This window comes from Pseudaquabacterium terrae (assembly GCF_013266755.1).
Classification (GTDB): domain Bacteria; phylum Pseudomonadota; class Gammaproteobacteria; order Burkholderiales; family Burkholderiaceae_C; genus Pseudaquabacterium; species Pseudaquabacterium terrae.
Genome location: NZ_JABRWJ010000005.1, coordinates 123,818 through 142,488, shown reverse-complemented (window position 1 = coordinate 142,488; position 18,671 = coordinate 123,818). Strand labels below are relative to the sequence as shown.

Here is an 18,671-nt window from a genome sequence, read left to right as displayed (position 1 = left end):
AATCGGCGGATGCGAACGCTCCGCCAGGTCATCGTCAACGCCCGGCCCTTCGACGCCGCGAAGGGCGTCATCGGGCCGCCCTCGCGCATCGTCATCGAGGACGATGCCATCGCGGCGGTCAGCGCCGAGCCGATCCAGGTCGACGACGCGCGGGTCATCGATGCCGGCGGCCGCGTCGTGCTGCCGGGGCTGATCGATGCGCACGTGCACGTCGTCGCCTCGTCGCACGATCTGATCGGGCTGACGCAGCAGGTGCCCTCGCTGCTGGTCGCCGAGAGCACGCGCATCATGCGCGAGATGCTGCACCGCGGCTTCACGTCGGTGCGCGATGCGGCCGGCGCCGATTACGGGCTGCAGGAAGCGGTGCAGCGCGGGTTGTTCGAGGGCCCGCGGCTATCGATTGCCGGCTTCCCGATCTCGCAGACAGGTGGCCATGCCGACATGCGGCCCAAGGGCGTGCGCAGCCGCGAGATGTTCTGCTCTTGCGCGGGCATCGGGCTCATCGGTGCGATTGCCGATGGCGTCGGCGAAGTCCGGCGCGCGGTGCGCGAGCAGGTCCGCAATGGCGCGAACCAGATCAAGATCATGGCCGGCGGCGGCATCTCGAGCCCCACCGATCCGCTCGAAGGCACGCAGTTCTCGCTCGACGAATTGCGCGCGGCCTGCGAGGAAGCCGAGGCGGCCAACCTCTACGCGATGGCCCATGCCTACTCGCCGCGCGCGGTGACGCGGGCGGTGCAGGCCGGCGTGCGCTCGATCGAACACGGCAACCTGATCGACGAAGCGACCGCGCGGGTGATGAAGGAACACGGCGCATTCCTCGTGCCGACGCTGTCGACCTATGCCGCGCTGGCCGACGAGGGCGAGCGCCTCGGCTGGTCGCCGGCGATGCTGGAGAAGCTCGAGCGCGTGAAGTCGCGCGGCATCGACGCGGTGCGTTTCGCGCGTGCCGAAGGCGTGCCGGTCGTCTTCGGCACCGACCTGCTGGGCCACATGCATGCGCGCCAGAACGGCGAGTTCGACCTGCGGCTGCAGGCGATGGACGCCGTGGAGGCGCTGCAGAGCGCGACGATCGTCGCCGCCCGCCTGCTGCGCCAGGAAGGCCGCATCGGCGAGCTGCGCGCCGGCGCCTGGGCCGACCTCCTGATCGTCGACGGCGATCCGACGAAAGAGCTGTCGATGCTGACGCGGCCCGACGAGGGCATCCGACTGGTGATGCAGGGCGGGCGCACGGTGCGCAGCAGCCTGACGGACTGAAAGGCTGCGGCGTCCGGCAAGAAAAAGGGGCCCCGCGGGGCCCCTTCGTACTGCGGCACAGCTCAGGCGTTCACTTCACCGACGTGAAGCGCGCCTCCGGCCGGTCATCCGAACGGTGCACGGTCGACACGCCGGCCTTCATCGCCCACGGCCGCATCTGGTGGTGCAGTTGCAGCAGCAGGTGCTCGTCGCGGGTGCGCAGCAGCGCTTCCTTGATCATCGCGTTGCGCTTGGGCAGGTCGGTCTCGGTCTTCATCGCATCGACCAGCTGGTCGATCTTGGCGTCGCTGATCTTGTTGAAGTTGAAGTTGCCGTCGGCGCCACTCGTCTTCGTGCGCACCAGCGACTGCAGCATGTACTGCGCGTCGTAGGTGGCGACGCCCCAGCCCAGCATGTAGGCCGACGCGTCGAAGTTCTGGAACTTCAGGCTGTGCTGCGCCATCGGCTCGGCGATCAGCTTGTTCTTGATCCCGATGCGGGCCCACATCGACATCAGGGCCTGGCAGATTTCCTCGTCATTGACGTAGCGGTTGTTCGGACAGTTCAGCTGGAACTCGAAGCCGTCGGGGTAGCCGGCTTCGGCGAGCAGCTTCTTCGCACGTTCCGCATCGGGCTTCGGCGCGACGTCGATGTCCGGCGTATTGCCGTTGACGCCCGGTGCCACCATCACGCCGGCCGGGATCGACAGCCCGCGCATGATGTTGCGCTTGATCGCCTCGCGGTCGATGGCAATCGACAGCGCCTCGCGCACGCGCTTGTCCTTGAACGGGTTCTTGCCCTTGACGCTGGCGTACTTCAGCTCGTCGCTGCCCTGATCGAGCGCGATGAAGATCGTGCGCACCTCGGGGCCGTCGACGATCTTCAGCTTCGAGTCCTGGCGCAGCTTGGCGACGTCCTGCGTCGGCAGGTCGGTCAGCATGTCGACGTCGCCGGCCATCAGCGCGGCGACGCGGGTCGAGTCCGACTTGATCGGCGTGAAGACGACTTCGGTGACGTTGCCCAGGTTGGCCTTGTCCCACCAGTTCGGGTTGACCTTCATCGTCACGCGCTGATCCGGCGACCAGCCGAGGATCTGGTAGGGACCGGTGCCGTTGACGTTGCGCGACGCGAAGTTCTCTTCCTTGGCCTTGTAGTCCTGCACGTTGGTCGTGCGGTTCTTCTCCGCCCAGATCTTGCTCATCATCCGGAAGTCGATGATGTTGCGCAGCAGGATCGGATTCGGCGCGGCGAGGATCAGGTCGACGGTGTAGTCATCGATCTTCTTGACCTCGTTGATGCCGGTCACGTAGATCTGCATCGTGCCCTGCGGCTGCTTGATGCGGCCGAAGGTGAAAACGACGTCGTCGGCGGTGAACGGCGAGCCGTCGTGGAATTTCACGCCCTTGCGCAGCTCGAAGCGCACCTGCGTCGGCGAGATGTAGGTCCACTTCGTCGCCAACCCCGGCTCGACCTCGTACTTGGCCGAGTAGCGGGTCAGGCCCTCGTAGGAGTGCATCAGGATCGCGTTCGTCGTCGCGTGGTTCTGCGAGTGCGGATCGAGCGTGAGGATGTCGTTCTGCGCTGCCCAGCGCAGCGTTGTCGCCTGTACCGGCGTCAGGGCAAGGCTACCCAGCACGGCGGCTGTGGCCAGCATGACCTTGGGATTCATCGAAACAGCTCCTGTGGAGACGGAAAGCAGGAATGCTAGTCGCTCGTCTAGACATGGCGTCACCGGAGAAGCCCGTGGGCGCGCTGTCGCCGATGTGTCGCGCAGGTGTCACGTGGTGTCGCTTGGCGGCCACGGCGGCATGAGTGGGACTACGCACGGGCATTGGTTACACCGGTGGTACAGTCGCGCCCGAGACTTCAGGTCCTTCCCGTCCCCTTGCTGGTATGTGCCAGTCAAGGCGGGTCGCAATCCGCCAACCGGTCGAGCCGGGAACGCGGAAGGTTTTCAACCCATCGTGAGTCCCGGAAACCGGGGCCAAAGGTGAGCGAGCGATGATGCAGCAGCACAGGTCCAACTCGTACCTGTTCGGGGGCAATGCCCCGTATGTCGAGGAACTCTACGAGGCCTACCTCGACAACCCGGGCAGCGTGCCGGACAACTGGCGCGCCTACTTCGACAACCTGCAGAACGTGCCCGCGACCGACGGCACCGACAGCCGCGACGTCGCCCATGCACCGGTCGTCGAATCCTTCGCCCAGCGGGCCAAGGCCAACGCCTTTGCGCTCAAGACCAGCTCCGCCGACCTGGCGGTCGCGCGCAAGCAGGTCCATGTCCAGTCGCTGATCGCCGCCTACCGCTTCCTCGGCTCGCGCTGGGCCGACCTCGATCCGCTCAAGCGCACCGAGCGTCCGAAGATCCCCGAGCTGGAGCCGGCGTTCTACGACCTGACCGAAAGTGACATGGACATCACTTTCAGCGCGGCGAACACCTACTTCTCCAAGGCCGAGAACATGACCCTGCGCGAGATCGTGCAGGCCTTGCGGGAAACGTACTGCGGCACGATCGGTCCGGAGTTCATGCATGTGACCGATCCGACCGAGAAGCGCTGGTGGCAGGAGCGCGTCGAGTCCGTGCGCAGCAAGCCGAACTTCAGCGCGGACGAGAAGAAGCACATCCTCGATCGCCTGACCGCCGCCGAGGGCCTCGAGCGCTTCCTGCACACGAAGTACGTCGGCCAGAAGCGCTTCTCGCTCGAGGGCGGCGAGAGCTTCATCGCCTCGATGGACGAGGTCGTGCAGCGCGCTGGCGCCAAGGGCGTGCAGGAGATCGTCATCGGCATGGCCCACCGCGGCCGCCTGAACGTGCTGGTGAACACGCTCGGCAAGATGCCGAAGGACCTGTTCGCCGAGTTCGAGCACACCGCGCCCGAGCACCTGCCTGCCGGCGACGTCAAGTACCACCAGGGCTTCTCGAGCGACATCTCGACCGCCGGCGGCCCGGTGCACATCAGCCTGGCGTTCAACCCGTCGCACCTGGAGATCGTCAACCCGGTCGTCGAGGGCTCGGTGAAGGCGCGCATGGACCGTCGCGGCGACGCGCAAGGCGACCAGGTGCTGCCGGTGCTGGTGCACGGCGACGCGGCCTTCGCCGGCCAGGGCGTCGTGATGGAAACGCTGGCGCTGGCGCAGACGCGCGGCTACTTCACCGGCGGCACGGTGCACCTGGTGATCAACAACCAGATCGGCTTCACCACCAGCGACCCGCGCGATGCGCGCTCGACGCTGTACTGCACCGACGTCGTCAAGATGATCGAAGCGCCGGTGCTGCACGTGAACGGCGACGATCCCGAAGCCGTGGTCCTGTGCACGCAGTGGGCGCTCGACTACCGGCAGCAGTTCAAGAAGGACGTCGTCCTCGACATCATCTGCTTCCGCAAGCTTGGCCACAACGAGCAGGACACACCGAGCCTGACGCAGCCGCTGATGTACAAGGTCATCGGCAAACACCCGGGCACGCGCCGGCACTACGGCGAAAAGCTGGTGGCGCAGGGCGTGCTGCCGCCCGAGGGCCCGGACCAGATGGTCAAGGACCTGCGCGCCGCGTTCGACGCCGGCAAGCACACCGTCGACCCGGTGCTCACGAACTTCAAGAGCAAGTACGCGGTCGACTGGGCCCCCTTCCTCGGCAAGAAGTGGACCGATGCGGCCGACACCGCGCTGCCGCTGGCCGAGGTCAAGCGCCTGGCCGAACGCATCACGACGGTGCCGGCGAACTTCAAGGTCCATCCGCTGGTCGAGAAGGTGCTGGCCGACCGCGCGGCGATGGGCCGCGGCGAGCTGAACGTCGACTGGGGCATGGGCGAGCACCTCGCGTATGCCTCGCTGGTCGCCTCCGGCTACGGCGTGCGCCTGTCGGGCGAAGACTGCGGCCGCGGCACGTTCACGCACCGCCATGCGGTGCTGCACGACCAGAACCGCGAGAAGTGGGATGCCGGCGTCTACACGCCGCTGGAGAACATCGCCGACAACCAGGCGCCGTTCGTCGTCATCGACTCGATCCTGTCGGAAGAGGCGGTGCTCGGCTTCGAATACGGCTACTCGTCGGCCGAGCCGAACACGCTGACGATCTGGGAAGCGCAGTTCGGCGACTTCGTCAACGGCGCGCAGGTGGTCATCGACCAGTTCATCGCCTCGGGCGAGGTCAAGTGGGGCCGCGCCAACGGCATCACGCTGATGCTGCCGCACGGCTACGAAGGCCAGGGTCCGGAGCACAGCTCGGCGCGCCTGGAGCGCTTCATGCAGCTGGCCGCCGACAACAACATGCAGGTCGTGCAGCCGACCTCGGCGAGCCAGATCTTCCACGTGCTGCGGCGCCAGATGGTGCGCATGTTCCGCAAGCCGCTGGTGATCATGACGCCGAAGTCGCTGCTGCGCGCGAAGGACGCGACCTCGCCGCTGTCGGAGTTCACGAAGGGCGAATTCAAGACGGTGATCGGCCCGACCCGCACCGAGGTCGAACCGGACAAGGTCAAGCGGGTGATCGCCTGCTCGGGCAAGGTCGCCTACGACCTGATCAGGAAGCGCGACGAGAAGAAGGCCTGGGACGTCGCGATCATGCGCGTCGAGCAGCTCTACCCGTTCCCGCACAAGGCCTTCGCGGCCGAGATGAAGCGCTTCCCGAACTGCACCGAGGTCGTGTGGTGCCAGGACGAGCCGCAGAACCAGGGCGCCTGGTTCTTCGTGCAGCACTACATCCACGAGAACATGACCGACGGCCAGAAGCTGGGTTATGCCGGCCGGCCGGCATCGGCCTCGCCGGCGGTGGGTTATGCCCACCTGCACCAGGAGCAGTTGAAGGCGCTGCTCGACCAGGCTTTCGGCAAGCTCAAGGGCTTCGTCCTCACCAAGTAACTCCTCGCATCGCGTCGCGGCTGCTCGAGCGCCGCGACGCGCGCTCGCGCGCGCAACGAACAAAGCAGAGACCCGACATGGCAATCATCGAAGTCAAGGTTCCGCAGCTCTCAGAATCGGTGGCCGAAGCCACCCTGCTGCAGTGGAAGAAGCAGCCCGGCGAAGCCGTGGCGATGGACGAGATCGTGATCGAGATCGAGACCGACAAGGTCGTGCTCGAAGTGCCGGCGCCGGCCGCCGGCGTGCTGGCCGAACACGTCGTGGCCAGCGGCGGCACGGTGGTCAGCGACCAGCTGATTGCGAAGATCGATACCGAGGCCGCCGCCGGCGCCAAGCCCGCTGCGGCGGCGCCTGCCGCCGCGGCCGCGGCACCCGCCGCGGCGCCGGCCTCCACGAGCAAGTCCGACATCGCGATGCCGGCTGCCGCCAAGCTGATGGCCGATAACAGCCTGGCCGCCGGCTCGGTCGCCGGCACCGGCAAGGACGGCCGCGTCACCAAGGGCGACGTGCTCGGCGCGCTCGCCACGGGTACCGCTGCGGCGAAGCCTGCTGCCGCCCCGGTGGCCCCGCCCGCCGCCGCGCCGGCCGCTGCGAGGCCGCTGCCGACCGTCGCCGCGCCGGTCGCGCCGAACCTGGGCGACCGCCCCGAGCAGCGCGTGCCGATGTCGCGCCTGCGTGCCCGCGTGGCAGAGCGCCTGCTGCAGTCGCAGGCCACCAACGCGATCCTGACCACCTTCAACGAGGTCAACATGGCCCCGTTGATGGAGATGCGCAAGAAGTTCCAGGAGAAGTTCGAGAAGGAGCACGGCGTCAAGCTCGGCTTCATGAGCTTCTTCGTCAAGGCGGCGGTCGCGGCGCTGAAGAAGTACCCGGTGCTCAACGCGTCGGTCGACGGCACCGACATCGTCTACCACGGTTACTTCGACATCGGCATCGCCGTCGGCTCGCCGCGCGGCCTGGTGGTGCCGATCCTGCGCAATGCCGACCAGATGACCTTCGCCGAGATCGAGAAGAAGATCGCCGAGTACGGCCAGAAGGCCAAGGACGGCAAGCTCGGCATCGAGGAGCTGACCGGCGGCACCTTCTCGATCAGCAACGGTGGCACCTTCGGCTCGATGCTGTCGACGCCGATCATCAACCCGCCGCAGTCGGCGATCCTCGGCGTGCATGCGACCAAGGACCGCGCGGTGGTCGAGAACGGCCAGGTCGTCGTGCGCCCGATCAACTACCTGGCGATGAGCTACGACCACCGCATCATCGACGGCCGCGAAGCGGTGCTCGGCCTGGTGGCGATGAAGGATGCGCTGGAAGACCCGGCGCGCCTGCTGTTCGACATCTGAGGACGTCACGATGAGCAAATCATTCGACGTCGTCGTCATCGGCGGCGGCCCCGGCGGCTACATCGCGGCGATCCGCGCCGCGCAGCTCGGCTTCAACGTCGCCTGCATCGACGAGTGGAAGAACGACAAGGGCGGTCCGGCCCCCGGCGGCACCTGCACCAACGTCGGCTGCATCCCGTCGAAGGCGCTGCTGCAGTCGTCCGAGCACTTCGAGCACGCGGGCAAGCACTTCGCCGACCACGGCATCGGCTTGTCGAACCTGTCGATCGACGTCGCCAAGATGACGGCGCGCAAGGACACCGTCGTCAAGCAGAACAACGACGGCATCCTGTACCTCTTCAAGAAGAACAAGGTCACGTTCTTCCATGGCCGCGGCTCGTTCGTGAAAGCGGGCGAGGGCGGCTATGAGATCGCTGTCGCCGGCGCCGCGAACGAGACGCTGGTGGGCAAGCACGTGATCGTGGCCACCGGGTCGAACCCGCGTGCGCTGCCCGGCGCGGCTTTCGACGAGGAGCGCATCCTGTCGAACGACGGCGCTCTGCGCATCCCGTCGGTGCCGAAGACGCTCGGCGTCGTCGGCTCCGGCGTGATCGGCCTCGAGATGGGCTCGGTCTGGCGCCGCCTCGGGTCGGAGGTGACGATTCTCGAAGCGCTGCCGGCCTTCCTCGGCGCCGCCGATGAACAGGTCGCCAAGGAAGCGCACAAGGCCTTCGTCAAGCAGGGCCTGAAGTTCGAGTTCGGCGTCAAGATCACCGGCGTCGAGTCGGGCAAGGGCGGCGTCAAGGTCGCCTACACGAATGCCAAGGGCGAGGCCGTGTCGCTGGCGGTCGAGCGCCTGATCGTCTCGATCGGCCGCGTCGCGAACACGATCGGGCTGAACCCGGAAGGCGTGGGCCTGAAGCTCGACGAGCGCGGCGCGATCGTCGTCGACGGCGATTGCAAGACCAACCTGCCCAACGTCTGGGCGGTGGGTGATGTCGTGCGCGGCCCGATGCTGGCGCACAAGGCGGAGGAAGAGGGCGTCGCGGTGGCGGAGCGCATCGCCGGCCAGCATGGCCACGTCAACTTCAACACCGTGCCGTGGGTCATCTACACCTCGCCGGAGATCGCCTGGGTCGGCCAGACCGAGGCGCAGCTGAAGGCCGAAGGCCGCGCCTACAAGACCGGCAGCTTCCCGTTCATGGCCAACGGCCGCGCCCGCGCGCTCGGCGACACGACCGGCTTCGTCAAGTTCATCGCCGACGCGAAGAGCGATGAGATCCTCGGCGTGCACATCGTCGGACCGTTCGCCTCGGAGCTGATTTCGGAAGCCGTCGTCGCGATGGAGTTCAAGGCCTCGGCCGAAGACATCGCACGCATCTGCCACGCCCATCCGAGCTTGAGCGAAGCGACCAAGGAAGCCGCGCTGGCCGTCGACAAGCGCACGCTGAACTTCTGACGTGGGGGTCCGCCAGCTCTTTCAAGCCACGCTCGCCGAACGCGGCTACACCGCGGACCCGGCGCAGCTGATGGCGATCGACGCGCTCGAGCGCTGCGAGAACGAGTGGGCGGACTACAAGGCGCGGCGCAGCAGCGTGCTGTCCATCCTGCTGCGCCCGCCGATTCCGCGCGGCGTCTACATGCACGGCGGCGTCGGGCGCGGCAAGAGCTTCCTGATGGATTGCTTCTTCCAGTCCGTGCCGCTGAAGCGCAAGACACGGCTGCACTTCCACGAGTTCATGCGCGAGGTGCACCGCGAGCTGCAGGAGCTCAAGGGCCAGCAGAACCCGCTCGACGAGCTCGGCAAGCGCATCGCGCGGCGCTTTCGTCTCATCTGTTTCGACGAGTTCCATGTCTCGGACGTCACCGATGCGATGATCCTGCACCGGCTGCTGGACGCCATGTTTGCCAATCGCGTCTCGATCGTCACGACCTCGAACTTCCAGCCCGATGCGCTGTACCCGCACGGCCTGCATCGTGATCGCATCCTGCCGGCGATCGCGCTGTTGAAGGACAAGCTCGAGGTGATCAGCGTCGACCACGGCGTGGACTACCGGCGCCGCACGCTCGAGCAGGTTGAGCTCTACCACTGGCCGCTCGACGACAAGGCCGACGCCGCGGTGCAACGCGCCTTCGAAGAGCTGGCCGAGGCGCGCGACGAGGACCCGCTGCTGCACATCGAACATCGCGAGCTGCGTGCGCTGCGCCGCGCCGGCGGTGTCGTGTGGTTCAACTTCGCGACGCTGTGCGGCGGCCCGCGCTCGCAGAACGACTACCTCGAGATCGCGCAGCAGTTTCACACCGTGATCCTGTCGAACGTGCCGCAGATGCCGCCGCGCCTGGCCAGCGAGGCGCGGCGCTTCACGCTGCTGGTCGACGTGCTGTACGACCGCCGCGTCAAGCTGGTCATCTCGGCCGCGGTGCCGGCGGATCATCTGTACATCGAAGGGCCGCTCGCGCACGAGTTCCCGCGCACGGTTTCGCGGCTGCAGGAGATGCAATCGGCCGCGTACCTGGCGCTCGAGCGGCGCGATGTCGATACGCGGATCGCCTGACCGGAGCTTGGCCGATGCCGCTGCTGACCCGACGCCTGTTCGCACTGTTGATTGCTGGCGCGGCCTCTTTCCCGGCCGCGGCCCAGCCGGCGTCGACGCCGCCGCCGGCCGCATCAACCAATGCGTCGGATCAAGCCCGCCAGCGTGCCCGCATCGCCACCGAGAAGCGCGCCGCCGAGGCGCGCTACGACACGGCCCGCAAGGCCTGCGAGGAGCGCTTCGCAGTGACCACCTGCGTCGAAGAGGCGCGCCGCGAACGCCGCCGCACGCTGGAGCAGCTGGCGGCGCAGCAGGCGGTGCTCGACGACCAGCAGCGGCGGCAGCGCGCCGCGGAGCGGCTGCGCGGCATCCACGAGAAGACGCGCGAGGCCGATGCGCGGGCCGTGGCGCCGGCCGCATCGGCGGTGGTGCGCGGCGCGCGCGCGCCGCTGGCGCCGCGGCCCGCCGCTTCGGCACCCGCGCCGCGCCCGGCCGTCACGCCCGAAGAAGCCGCGCAGCGCCGCAACGAGCGCGCGCAACGCGAGCAGGAGGTGCAGACGCACCGGGACGCGGTGAACCGCCGCAATGCCGAGCGCGACGCCCGCAAGCCCGTGCCTGCGCCGCTGCCGGTACCGTCGGCGGCCAGCGCGGGCCGCTGACAATGCGCGTCAGCTGATCGCGTCCACCCGCACCAGCGCGAGCGACAGGTTGTCGCCGCCGCCGCGGGCGCGCTGGCGCGCCTTGGTCACCAGCATCTCGCTTGCTTCGCGCGGCGGCAGCCCGTGCACGATGGCGCCCAGCTCGCGCGGCGTGAAGTAGTGCCACAGGCCGTCGCTGCAGGCCAGCAGCGAGTCGCCTGGCTTGACGGCATCGATCTGTGTCACCGTCAGCGGCGGGTCGGCCTGCGTGCCGAGGCAGCCGGTCAGCAGGTTGGCCTGCGGGTGCGCATTGGCCTGTTCCTCGCTGAGCTTGCCTTCGTCGATCAGCCGCTGCACGTACGAGTGGTCGGTCGTGCGGCTGACCATCTCGGAGCCGCGGAAGTGGTACACGCGCGAATCACCGGCATGGGCGACCGCGCAATCGAGCAGCGGTCCGAGCAGGAACGAGGCGACCGTGCTGTGCGGTTCTTCCTCGGCGGTGATCGCCGTCAGCTTGATCATCAGGTGCGATTCCATCACCAGCTGCTTCAGCGTCTCGGCGGGATCGTCCTTCGCCGGCAGGTAGCGCTCGAAGATCTGGCGCGCGGTCATCACCACCTGGTCCGAGGCCTTGCGGCCGCCGCTCTTGCCGCCCATGCCGTCGGCCAGCACCGCCAGCACGCAGCCGGGCACGCGCCCGTGGGCGAGGATCTCGACCTGGTCCTGCTGGTAGGCACGATCGCCGCGGTGAAGCGCGGTGGCCGCCGTCAGGCGGTGGGCAGTGGAAGGCGCGGTCATCAGTACCCTTCGGGCTCCGCCCTCCGGCATTCGCCCTTGGGGCGGCCCGGCGGGCTCATGACTCGGGACTATAAACTCGCCCGATCATGGCGCCGGACGTATCAGACGAGGACAACCTGCATTCGCCGCAGCGGCGATTGATCGAGCTGCGCATGGAACATGCCGATCTCGACAGCCTGATCGACCGCGCGGCCGAGCAGACGCCGGTCGACGAGCTGAGCTTGCGGCGCATGAAGAAGCGCCGGCTCGCGCTGCGCGACATGATCAGCCGGCTCGAGTGCGAAGTCGATCCGCCGGAGCCTGCGTGAGCCCTGCGCTGGCCGAACGCTGCGCCCTGGTCGACGCCACGCTGGAAGCCCTCGGGCCCGGCGGCGCGCTGGCGCAGGCCGATCCGGGTTTCGTCGACCGCGCGATGCAGCAGCGCCTGGCCCAGGCGATGGCCGAGGCGATCGAAGACCGTGCCGCGCTCGTCGCCGAGGCCGGCACCGGCGTCGGCAAGACCTTCGGCTACCTGGTGCCGCTGCTGCTGTCGCAGCGCCGCGCGCTGGTCAGCACGGCGACGAAGAGCCTGCAGGACCAGCTCTTCCTGCGCGACCTGCCGCGGCTGCGCGATGCGCTGCGCGTGCCGGTGCGCATCGCGCTGCTGAAAGGCCGCGCGAGCTATCTGTGCCTGCACCGGCTGGAGCAGGCGCGGTCGAGCGCGACCTTGCCGGACCGCTTCGCGGTGCGGGCGCTGGCGCGCATCGAGACCTGGGCCGCCGGCACCGCCAGCGGCGACCTGGCGGAGATCGACGGCCTCGACGACCGCTCGCCGGTGATCCCGCTGGTGACCTCCACGCGCGACAACTGCCTCGGCACCGATTGCCCGTCGTACCAGCGCTGCCATGTCGTCAAGGCGCGGCGCGAAGCGATGGCCGCCGACCTGGTGGTCGTCAACCACCACCTGTTCTTCGCCGATGTCTCGCTGCGCGACAGCGGCGTCGCCGAGCTGCTGCCGACCGTCGATGCGGTGGTCTTCGACGAGGCGCACCAGCTCGTCGAGACCGGCCTGCAGTTCCTCGGCACCACGCTGGCGACCGGCCAGGCGCTCGACCTGGCGCGCGACATCGTCGCTGCCGGCCTGGCCCACGCACGCGGGCTGGCGCCGTGGCAGGAGCTGGCCGGCGCGCTCGATCGTGGCACGCGCGACCTGCGCCTGGCCTGCGCCGGACCGCTGCGCGAGGTGCGCGGCGTGATCAAGCTGCGCTGGGACGAACGGGCCCGGCAGCCGGCGTTCGTCGACGCGGTGCGCTCGCTCGGCGTCGCCGCCGACGCTGCCGCCGCAGCGCTCGCCGAGGTCGAGGCCGTGGCGCCCGACTTCACGCGGCTGCTGCAGCGGGCGCAGGCGATGAAGGACCTGGCCGACCGCTTCGTCGCCGAGACCGCGCCGGACCGCGTGCGCTGGATCGACCTCGGCTCGCGCGACGCGCGCCTGATCGAGTCGCCGCTGCACATCCGCGAGCTGTTCAACGAGCAGCGCAACGCCGCGCCGCGGGCCTGGATCTTCACCTCGGCCACGCTCGGCACCGACGACGAGCTGGCCTGGTTCTGCGAGGCCGCGGCGCTGGAGGATGCACGCAAGCTGCGCGTCGGCAGTCCGTTCGACTACGCCGCGCATGCGCGAACCTGGGTGCCGCCGCGTTTCCCGAAGCCGAACGAGCCCGGCCATCCGGCGGCGGTCGGTGCGCTCGCGGCCCGGCTGGCCGGCCGCCTCGGCGGCCGCAGCTTCGTGCTGACGACGACCTTGCGCGTGCTGCCGCTGATCGCCGAGGCGCTCGAAGCGGCGAGCGCCGCCGCCGGCGACGGCCTGCAGGTGCTGGTGCAGGGCAGTCATCCGAAGCGCACGCTGCTGCAGCGCTTCCTCGACACGCCGCGCAGCGTGCTGGTCGGCTCGCAGAGCTTCTGGGAGGGCATCGACGTGCCCGGTGATGCGCTGCAGTGCGTGATCATCGACAAGCTGCCGTTCCCGCCGCCGAACGATCCGCTGGTGCAGGCGCGCACGCGCGAGCTCGAGCGCCAGGGCCGCTCGCCGTTCGACGACTATTTCCTGTCGGAGGCGGCGATCTCGCTGAAGCAGGGCGCCGGCCGGCTGATCCGCAGCGAGAGCGATCGCGGGCTGCTGGTGATCACCGATCCGCGGCTGCGCCAGATGGGCTACGGCCGCAAGCTGCGCCAGGCGCTGCCGCCGATGGGCACGCTGGACACCGAGGACGACGCGCTCGCCTGGCTCGATGTACTGGCCGCGTCACACACGGCCTAGGCGCTCACCAGAATTTCCACCAGGGGCGATCCGAGACGCGCTCGCCGCCCTCCACGAAGCGGCTCTTCGGGAAGTTCTTCTTCAGCACGCGGTCGGCGTCGTCGCGCAGCGCCGTCAGCCCGAGGCGCTCATAGCTGACGGCCATGAGGTAAAGCGCTTCCTCGTTGGCCGGCGCCTGCGGGTAGTCGCGCACGACCTGCTGTGCGCGGTTGGCCGCCGCCAGGAAGGCACCGCGCCGGAAGTAGTAGCGCGCCACATGCACTTCGTGCTCGGCGAGCGAGTTGACGATGTAGTCCATGCGCAGCTTCGCGTCGGCGCTGTACTTCGACGCCGGAAACTGCTCGACCAGTTGCCCGAAGGCCTGGTAGGCATCGCGCGAGGCCTGCTGGTCGCGCTCGGACAGGTTCTGGCGCGCGAGCGTGCCGAGCATGCCCATGTTGTCGTTGAAATTGACGATGCCCTTCAGGTACAGCGCGTAGTCCAGCGCCGGGCTCGACGGGTTCAGCTTGATGAAGCGGTCGAGCGTGGCGATCGCCTGCACGCGTTCGGCGGTGCGCCACTGCGCGTAGGCCATGTCGAGCATCGCCTGCTGGGCCAGCAGCGTGCCGGCGGCGCGGCCCTCGATGCGCTCGAGCGTCTTGATCGCCTTGTCGTAGCTGCCCGAGTTCAGGTCGTCGCGCGCGTCTGCATACAATTTCTCGACGTCATCGCGCCCGTCCCGCTTGGGGTCGGAGCCGCAGCCGGCCGCGAGGGCCATCGCGGCCACCAACAGCGGGGTGAGCAGCGCCTTCAGGCGCACAAGCTGGAAGAAGCTCATCGTTGGCAGCGGCGGCGCTGCAGACGCGCGCCGCCTTCCTGGCGTAGAAGCAAAGCATGGGATTCTAATGTCCGATACCGAAGCGCCCGACCCGCTGCCCGGCGAGGCCGGCGAGCCCGAAGAAGCGGCTGGCGAGTGGCGCGAAAGCGTGATCGATGCGTCGCTGCACGGCCAGCGGCTCGACAAGGGGCTGGTCGCGCTGGCGCCGGAGTTCTCGCGCAGCTACCTGCAGCAGCTGATCGCCGGCGGTCACGTGCAGCTCGATGGCGCGGCGCAGAGCGTACCGGCCCGCAAGCTGCGCGCCGGCCAGCGCCTGCGCTTCGAGCTCGTGCCGACCGCGCAGAGCCAGGCCTTCCGCCCCGAACCGATGGCGTTGGCGATCGTGCACGAAGACGAGCATCTGCTGGTGGTCGACAAGCCGGCCGGCCTGGTCGTGCATCCGGCCGCGGGCAACTGGTCCGGCACGCTGCTGAACGGCCTGCTCGCGCATCACGCGGGCGCGGCGAATCTGCCGCGTGCCGGCATCGTGCACCGGCTCGACAAGGACACCAGCGGGCTGATGGTGGTCGCGAAGACGCTGCCGGCGATGACCGGGCTGGTGCGCAGCATCGCGGCGCGCGAGGTCAAGCGCGTCTACCTGGCGCTGGCCCATGGCAGTGCAGCGTGGACGCAGCTGCGCATCGAGGCGCCGATCGGCCGTGATCCGGTCTCGCGCGTGCGCATGGCCGTCGTCGCCGGTGGCAAGCCGGCGCGCACCGATGTCGAGCGCCTCGCGCTGCAGGACGGCTTCAGCGCGTTGCGTTGCCGCTTGCACACCGGGCGCACGCACCAGATTCGTGTGCACCTCGCGCACCAGGGTTTGCCGCTGGTCGCCGATGCGGTCTACGGCGGGCGGCCGGCGCTGGGCATGCAACGCCAGGCGCTGCACGCCGCCGAGCTGGCGTTCGCGCATCCCGTTGCTTCGAGCGTGCTGGCTTTCACGGCACCGTTGCCGGCGGATCTCGCCGCCGCGTGGCGGCAGATCCACGGCACATGAGCGGCGCGCGACGTTGAGGCTACAATGCCGCGACGAGCTTAGCGCTTCACGGCCGGAGTCCCGAGGGCTCTGGTCCATCAAGCCAGGCCGCCCGGAAGACGCCAGGATTTGGCGCAGGGCCATCGGGGCCCGCAGCGAAGCTGCCGCCCCATCTGCCATCAGATACCGCAGTCGTGCAGGGGCTTCGCAGTCGGGCCCGCACCCATTCGATCCGCAACTTGCGATGAAGTCCGCCGCGCGTGAGCGCCGGCACCGATGAACAGAGGTTCATGAATACCCTGCAGGCCAAGCGTGTCCTCGAGACCGCGCTGATCTGCGCGCAGCAGCCGATGCCCCTGCGCGAAATGCGCGGCCTGTTCGACGAGCAGGTCGGCGCCGACACCATTCGCAGCCTGCTCGACGAGTTGGTGCGCGACTGGGAAGACCGTGGCGTCGAGCTCGTCGCGCTGTCCACGGGCTGGCGTTTCCAGAGCCGGCCCGAGATGCGCGTCTTCCTCGATCGCCTGCATCCCGAGAAGCCGCCGCGTTATTCCCGCGCGACGATGGAGACGCTGGCGATCATTGCCTACCGCCAGCCGGTGACGCGCGGCGACATCGAGGACATTCGCGGCGTCACCGTCAGCAGCCAGATCGTCAAGCAGCTCGAGGAGCGTGGCTGGATCGAAGCGATCGGCTACCGCGAAGCGCCGGGCCGACCGGCGCTGTACGCCACGACGCGCCAGTTCCTCGACGACCTGGGCCTCGCCAGCCTCGACCAATTGCCGGCCATCGAAGGGCCGCCCACCGCCGCAGCGCTCGCAGCGACGCCCGAAGGCCAGGCGATGCTGCTGCCCGAGGTGGCCGATGGACAGGCCGCGCTGCCGCTCGATGCGGCGCCCGCCGACAGCGATGCGGCGCCCGCCGACAGCGATGCCGCTGCGGCCACCGATCCCTCCGCGTCCGCCGACGACACGGCGCCCCCGTCCGACGACACCGTCGCTCCGCCCGAAAATCTTTCCCCCGCCTCGCACGCATGAACCCGCAAGACACCGATCCGCTTCAGCCCGAGGAACCCGGCACGCCGGCCGATACCGCGGCCGACACCCCCGCGGCACCGAAGCCGCGCCGCCGTCGCGCCGCGCCCAAGCCCGACGCCGAGCCCGAGGCCATCGCGGCCGAAGCGGCGACCGACGTCGCCGAGAATCCGACGCCACCCGTGGCCGACGAGGCGCCGGCGAAGCCCAAGCGCACGCGCCGCAAGGCCGCGGTGGTCGAGGATTTTCCGCCAGCGGCCGAAGCCGCCGCGCCCCCGGTGGTGGAGGCGATGCCTGCGCCAGTGGTGTTCGAAGCGCCGCTGCCCGCTGCGCCGGCCGAGGTCCCGCCCACGGTGTCGGTGGCCGATGCCGTCGCTGCCCCGAGCGATGCCGGCCCGCGCGACGAGGCGTCGACCGAAGCGGCTGACTCCGCGCCGGGCGAGGGTGCCGAGGGCGACGAAGGTGGCGACGGTGCGCGCCGTCGCAATCGCGGTCGCCGCCGTGGCCGTCGCGGTGGTGCCGATCGCGCGTTGCCGGAAGGCGTGGCCGAGGGCGCGGCAGAGCCGCCGGCCGCCGTCGCACTCAGCGACGCCGACGCCGATGCGGACGACGACGAGGACGATGCCGACGAAGCTGCTGCGGCACCGGCGGCGCCGCTGCCGCCCGTCGACGCCGGCGAGACCTTCGCCGATGTGTTGTCAGGGGCCTACGACGCGCTGCCGTCCGAGGACATCGAAGCGATCCCCGAGCGCCGCGTGCTGGCCGCCGAGCCGGATGCGCCGAAGCTGCACAAGGTGCTCGCGCAGGCCGGCATCGGCTCGCGGCGCGACATGGAGCAGCTGATTGCCGACGGCCGAGTCACCGTCAACGGCCAGCCGGCGCATGTCGGCCAGCGCATCTCCTTCGGCGACCAGATCAAGGTCGCCGGCAAGCCGGTCAAGGTGCGCATCGTGCCGCCGCTGCCGCGCGTGCTGGCCTATCACAAGCCGGTCGGCGAGGTCGTCACGCACGACGACCCGCAGCATCGGCCGACGGTCTTCCGCCGCCTGCCGCGGCTGCCGCAAGGCAAGTGGCAGTCGGTCGGGCGCCTCGACATCAACACCGAGGGCCTGCTGCTGTTCACCAGCTCGGGCGAGCTGGCGAACCAGCTGATGCATCCGCGCTTCGGCGTCGAGCGCGAGTACGCCGTGCGCGTGCTCGGCACGCTCGACGAGGAAGCGCGCGAGACGCTGCTCGAAGGCATCGAGATCGACGGCCTGCGCGCGGCATTCAAGTCGATCGCCGACGGCGGCGGCGAGGGCGCGAACCATTGGTACCGCGTCGTCATCAGCGAAGGGCGGAACCGCGAAGTGCGCAAGCTTTTCGACAGCGTCGGGCTGACCGTCAGCCGGCTGATCCGCATCCGCTACGGCTGCGTCGTGCTGCCGCGCGGCCTGAAGCGTGGCGTGTGGGTCGACCTGAACGAGGCCGAGGTGCGCGAGCTGCGCCGCATGGCCGGTGGCCGCGACGGTCAGCCTGCACAAGGTCAGGGCCAGGGTCAGGGCCAGGGTCAAGGCCAGGGTCAAGGCCAGGGTCCGCGCCAGGGCGACGGCCCCGGCAAGCCGCGCCGCAACCGCCGCGGTGGCCGCAATGACCGCAATGACCGCAACGAGCAGCGCGTCGACCGTCCGGATCGCGGCGAGCGGATCGACCGCGGCGGCGATCGGATCGTCGAGCGCCGTGAGCCGGGCGAGGGCGGACCGATTCCCAACCCGCTGCAGCAGACCTTCGACAAGCGGGCGATCAAGGAGGCGCGCCAGCCGCGCCGCGAGTATTCCGAGGATGGGCCGATCCCGAACCCGCTCGAGCAGACCTACGACAAGCGCTTCGTGCAGAAGCAGCGTGGCTTCGGCGGCGGCGGTGGCGGCGGCGGCGGGGGTGGCCGCAACAAGCAAGGTGGCGGCGACGGCGGCGGTCAGCCCGATCCGATGAAGACCTCGGTCGGCTACATCGGCGCCGATGCCTTCGTGCGCAAATTCCAGCAGCAGGGCGGCGGCGGCGGCCGCGGCAAGCGGCGCGGCGGCGGGCGCTGACAGGGCCTTCAGTCGCGCCGCCACCGGTGCAGTCATCCGCGCCGGCTAG

14 protein-coding genes are annotated in these 18,671 nt (G+C 69.4%); 11 read left to right on the top strand and 3 right to left on the bottom strand.

The genetic code is table 11. The features are described 5' to 3' along the window. Positions 1-9: 9 nt before the first annotated feature. Positions 10-1,257 (top strand): metal-dependent hydrolase family protein, encoded by a 1,248-nt coding sequence (locus tag HLB44_RS16630; RefSeq protein WP_173124520.1) that lies wholly within the window; start codon positions 10-12, stop codon positions 1,255-1,257. A gap of 70 nt (positions 1,258-1,327) precedes the next feature. Here the strand turns inward: HLB44_RS16630 and HLB44_RS16625 are convergent, their stop codons facing one another. Next, entirely contained in the window at positions 1,328-2,905 is a 1,578-nt protein-coding gene (locus HLB44_RS16625; protein WP_173124518.1) for an ABC transporter substrate-binding protein, read from the bottom strand. Positions 2,906-3,237: 332 nt separating this feature from the next. On the opposite strand from HLB44_RS16625, the gene HLB44_RS16620 reads away from it, so the two are divergent. From HLB44_RS16620 to HLB44_RS16600, 5 genes are all read left to right on the top strand, one after another. Next, complete coding sequence (locus HLB44_RS16620; protein ID WP_173124516.1) at positions 3,238-6,096, top strand: 2-oxoglutarate dehydrogenase E1 component; 2,859 nt, start codon at positions 3,238-3,240, stop codon at positions 6,094-6,096. Positions 6,097-6,173: 77 nt separating this feature from the next. After that, a complete protein-coding gene (gene odhB, locus HLB44_RS16615; RefSeq protein ID WP_173124514.1) occupies positions 6,174-7,436 on the top strand; it encodes a 2-oxoglutarate dehydrogenase complex dihydrolipoyllysine-residue succinyltransferase in 1,263 nt (420 codons plus the stop codon). A 10-nt stretch (positions 7,437-7,446) separates the two neighbouring features. Further along, entirely contained in the window at positions 7,447-8,874 is a 1,428-nt protein-coding gene (lpdA, locus tag HLB44_RS16610) for a dihydrolipoyl dehydrogenase (RefSeq protein WP_173124512.1), read from the top strand. A gap of 1 nt (position 8,875) precedes the next feature. After that, positions 8,876-9,970: a cell division protein ZapE gene (gene zapE, locus HLB44_RS16605; protein ID WP_173124510.1), complete on the top strand. Its 1,095-nt coding sequence runs from the start codon at positions 8,876-8,878 to the stop codon at positions 9,968-9,970. A gap of 14 nt (positions 9,971-9,984) precedes the next feature. Further along, entirely contained in the window at positions 9,985-10,608 is a 624-nt protein-coding gene (locus HLB44_RS16600) for a hypothetical protein (protein ID WP_173124508.1), read from the top strand. 9 nt (positions 10,609-10,617) lie between these two features. Here the strand turns inward: HLB44_RS16600 and HLB44_RS16595 are convergent, their stop codons facing one another. Then, positions 10,618-11,385 (bottom strand): PP2C family protein-serine/threonine phosphatase, encoded by a 768-nt coding sequence (locus HLB44_RS16595; RefSeq protein WP_173124506.1) that lies wholly within the window; start codon positions 11,383-11,385, stop codon positions 10,618-10,620. 86 nt (positions 11,386-11,471) lie between these two features. Here HLB44_RS16595 and HLB44_RS16590 point away from each other — a divergent pair, with 86 nt between their 5' ends. Both HLB44_RS16590 and yoaA read left to right on the top strand, forming a co-directional pair. After that, positions 11,472-11,693: a YdcH family protein gene (locus HLB44_RS16590; protein ID WP_173124504.1), complete on the top strand. Its 222-nt coding sequence runs from the start codon at positions 11,472-11,474 to the stop codon at positions 11,691-11,693. Then, positions 11,690-13,684, top strand: coding sequence for a DNA repair helicase YoaA (yoaA, locus tag HLB44_RS16585; RefSeq protein ID WP_425500818.1), 1,995 nt, complete (start codon positions 11,690-11,692; stop codon positions 13,682-13,684). The genes HLB44_RS16590 and yoaA overlap by 4 nt, the downstream gene beginning before the upstream one ends. Positions 13,685-13,688: 4 nt before the next feature. On the opposite strand, the gene HLB44_RS16580 is transcribed toward yoaA, so the two are convergent. After that, positions 13,689-14,501, bottom strand: a complete 813-nt coding sequence (locus tag HLB44_RS16580) for an outer membrane protein assembly factor BamD (RefSeq protein ID WP_173124502.1) — start codon at positions 14,499-14,501, stop codon at positions 13,689-13,691. A 67-nt stretch (positions 14,502-14,568) separates the two neighbouring features. Between HLB44_RS16580 and HLB44_RS16575 the strand changes: the two genes are divergently transcribed. The 3 genes from HLB44_RS16575 (at position 14,569) to HLB44_RS16565 (ending at position 18,622) form a co-directional block, all read left to right on the top strand. After that, complete coding sequence (locus HLB44_RS16575) at positions 14,569-15,537, top strand: RluA family pseudouridine synthase (RefSeq protein WP_173124500.1); 969 nt, start codon at positions 14,569-14,571, stop codon at positions 15,535-15,537. Between the two features lie 269 nt (positions 15,538-15,806). Then, positions 15,807-16,553, top strand: a complete 747-nt coding sequence (gene scpB, locus HLB44_RS16570; protein WP_173124498.1) for an SMC-Scp complex subunit ScpB — start codon at positions 15,807-15,809, stop codon at positions 16,551-16,553. Beyond that, positions 16,550-18,622, top strand: a complete 2,073-nt coding sequence (locus HLB44_RS16565; RefSeq protein WP_173124496.1) for a pseudouridine synthase — start codon at positions 16,550-16,552, stop codon at positions 18,620-18,622. The genes scpB and HLB44_RS16565 overlap by 4 nt, the downstream gene beginning before the upstream one ends. The last annotated feature ends 49 nt before the right edge of the window (positions 18,623-18,671 follow it).

Bases quoted from the DNA above. Each gene is read 5' to 3' on its own strand.
- HLB44_RS16630 (WP_173124520.1), top strand. From the start codon at position 10: ATGCGAACGCTCCGCCAGGTCATCGTCAACGCCCGGCCCTTCGACGCC.
- HLB44_RS16625 (WP_173124518.1), bottom strand. From the start codon at position 2,905: ATGAATCCCAAGGTCATGCTGGCCACAGCCGCCGTGCTGGGTAGCCTT.
- HLB44_RS16620 (WP_173124516.1), top strand. From the start codon at position 3,238: ATGATGCAGCAGCACAGGTCCAACTCGTACCTGTTCGGGGGCAATGCC.
- odhB (WP_173124514.1), top strand. From the start codon at position 6,174: ATGGCAATCATCGAAGTCAAGGTTCCGCAGCTCTCAGAATCGGTGGCC.
- lpdA (WP_173124512.1), top strand. From the start codon at position 7,447: ATGAGCAAATCATTCGACGTCGTCGTCATCGGCGGCGGCCCCGGCGGC.
- HLB44_RS16600 (WP_173124508.1), top strand. From the start codon at position 9,985: ATGCCGCTGCTGACCCGACGCCTGTTCGCACTGTTGATTGCTGGCGCG.
- HLB44_RS16595 (WP_173124506.1), bottom strand. From the start codon at position 11,385: ATGACCGCGCCTTCCACTGCCCACCGCCTGACGGCGGCCACCGCGCTT.
- HLB44_RS16590 (WP_173124504.1), top strand. From the start codon at position 11,472: ATGGCGCCGGACGTATCAGACGAGGACAACCTGCATTCGCCGCAGCGG.
- HLB44_RS16580 (WP_173124502.1), bottom strand. From the start codon at position 14,501: ATGAGCTTCTTCCAGCTTGTGCGCCTGAAGGCGCTGCTCACCCCGCTG.
- HLB44_RS16575 (WP_173124500.1), top strand. From the start codon at position 14,569: ATGTCCGATACCGAAGCGCCCGACCCGCTGCCCGGCGAGGCCGGCGAG.
- scpB (WP_173124498.1), top strand. From the start codon at position 15,807: ATGAATACCCTGCAGGCCAAGCGTGTCCTCGAGACCGCGCTGATCTGC.
- HLB44_RS16565 (WP_173124496.1), top strand. From the start codon at position 16,550: ATGAACCCGCAAGACACCGATCCGCTTCAGCCCGAGGAACCCGGCACG.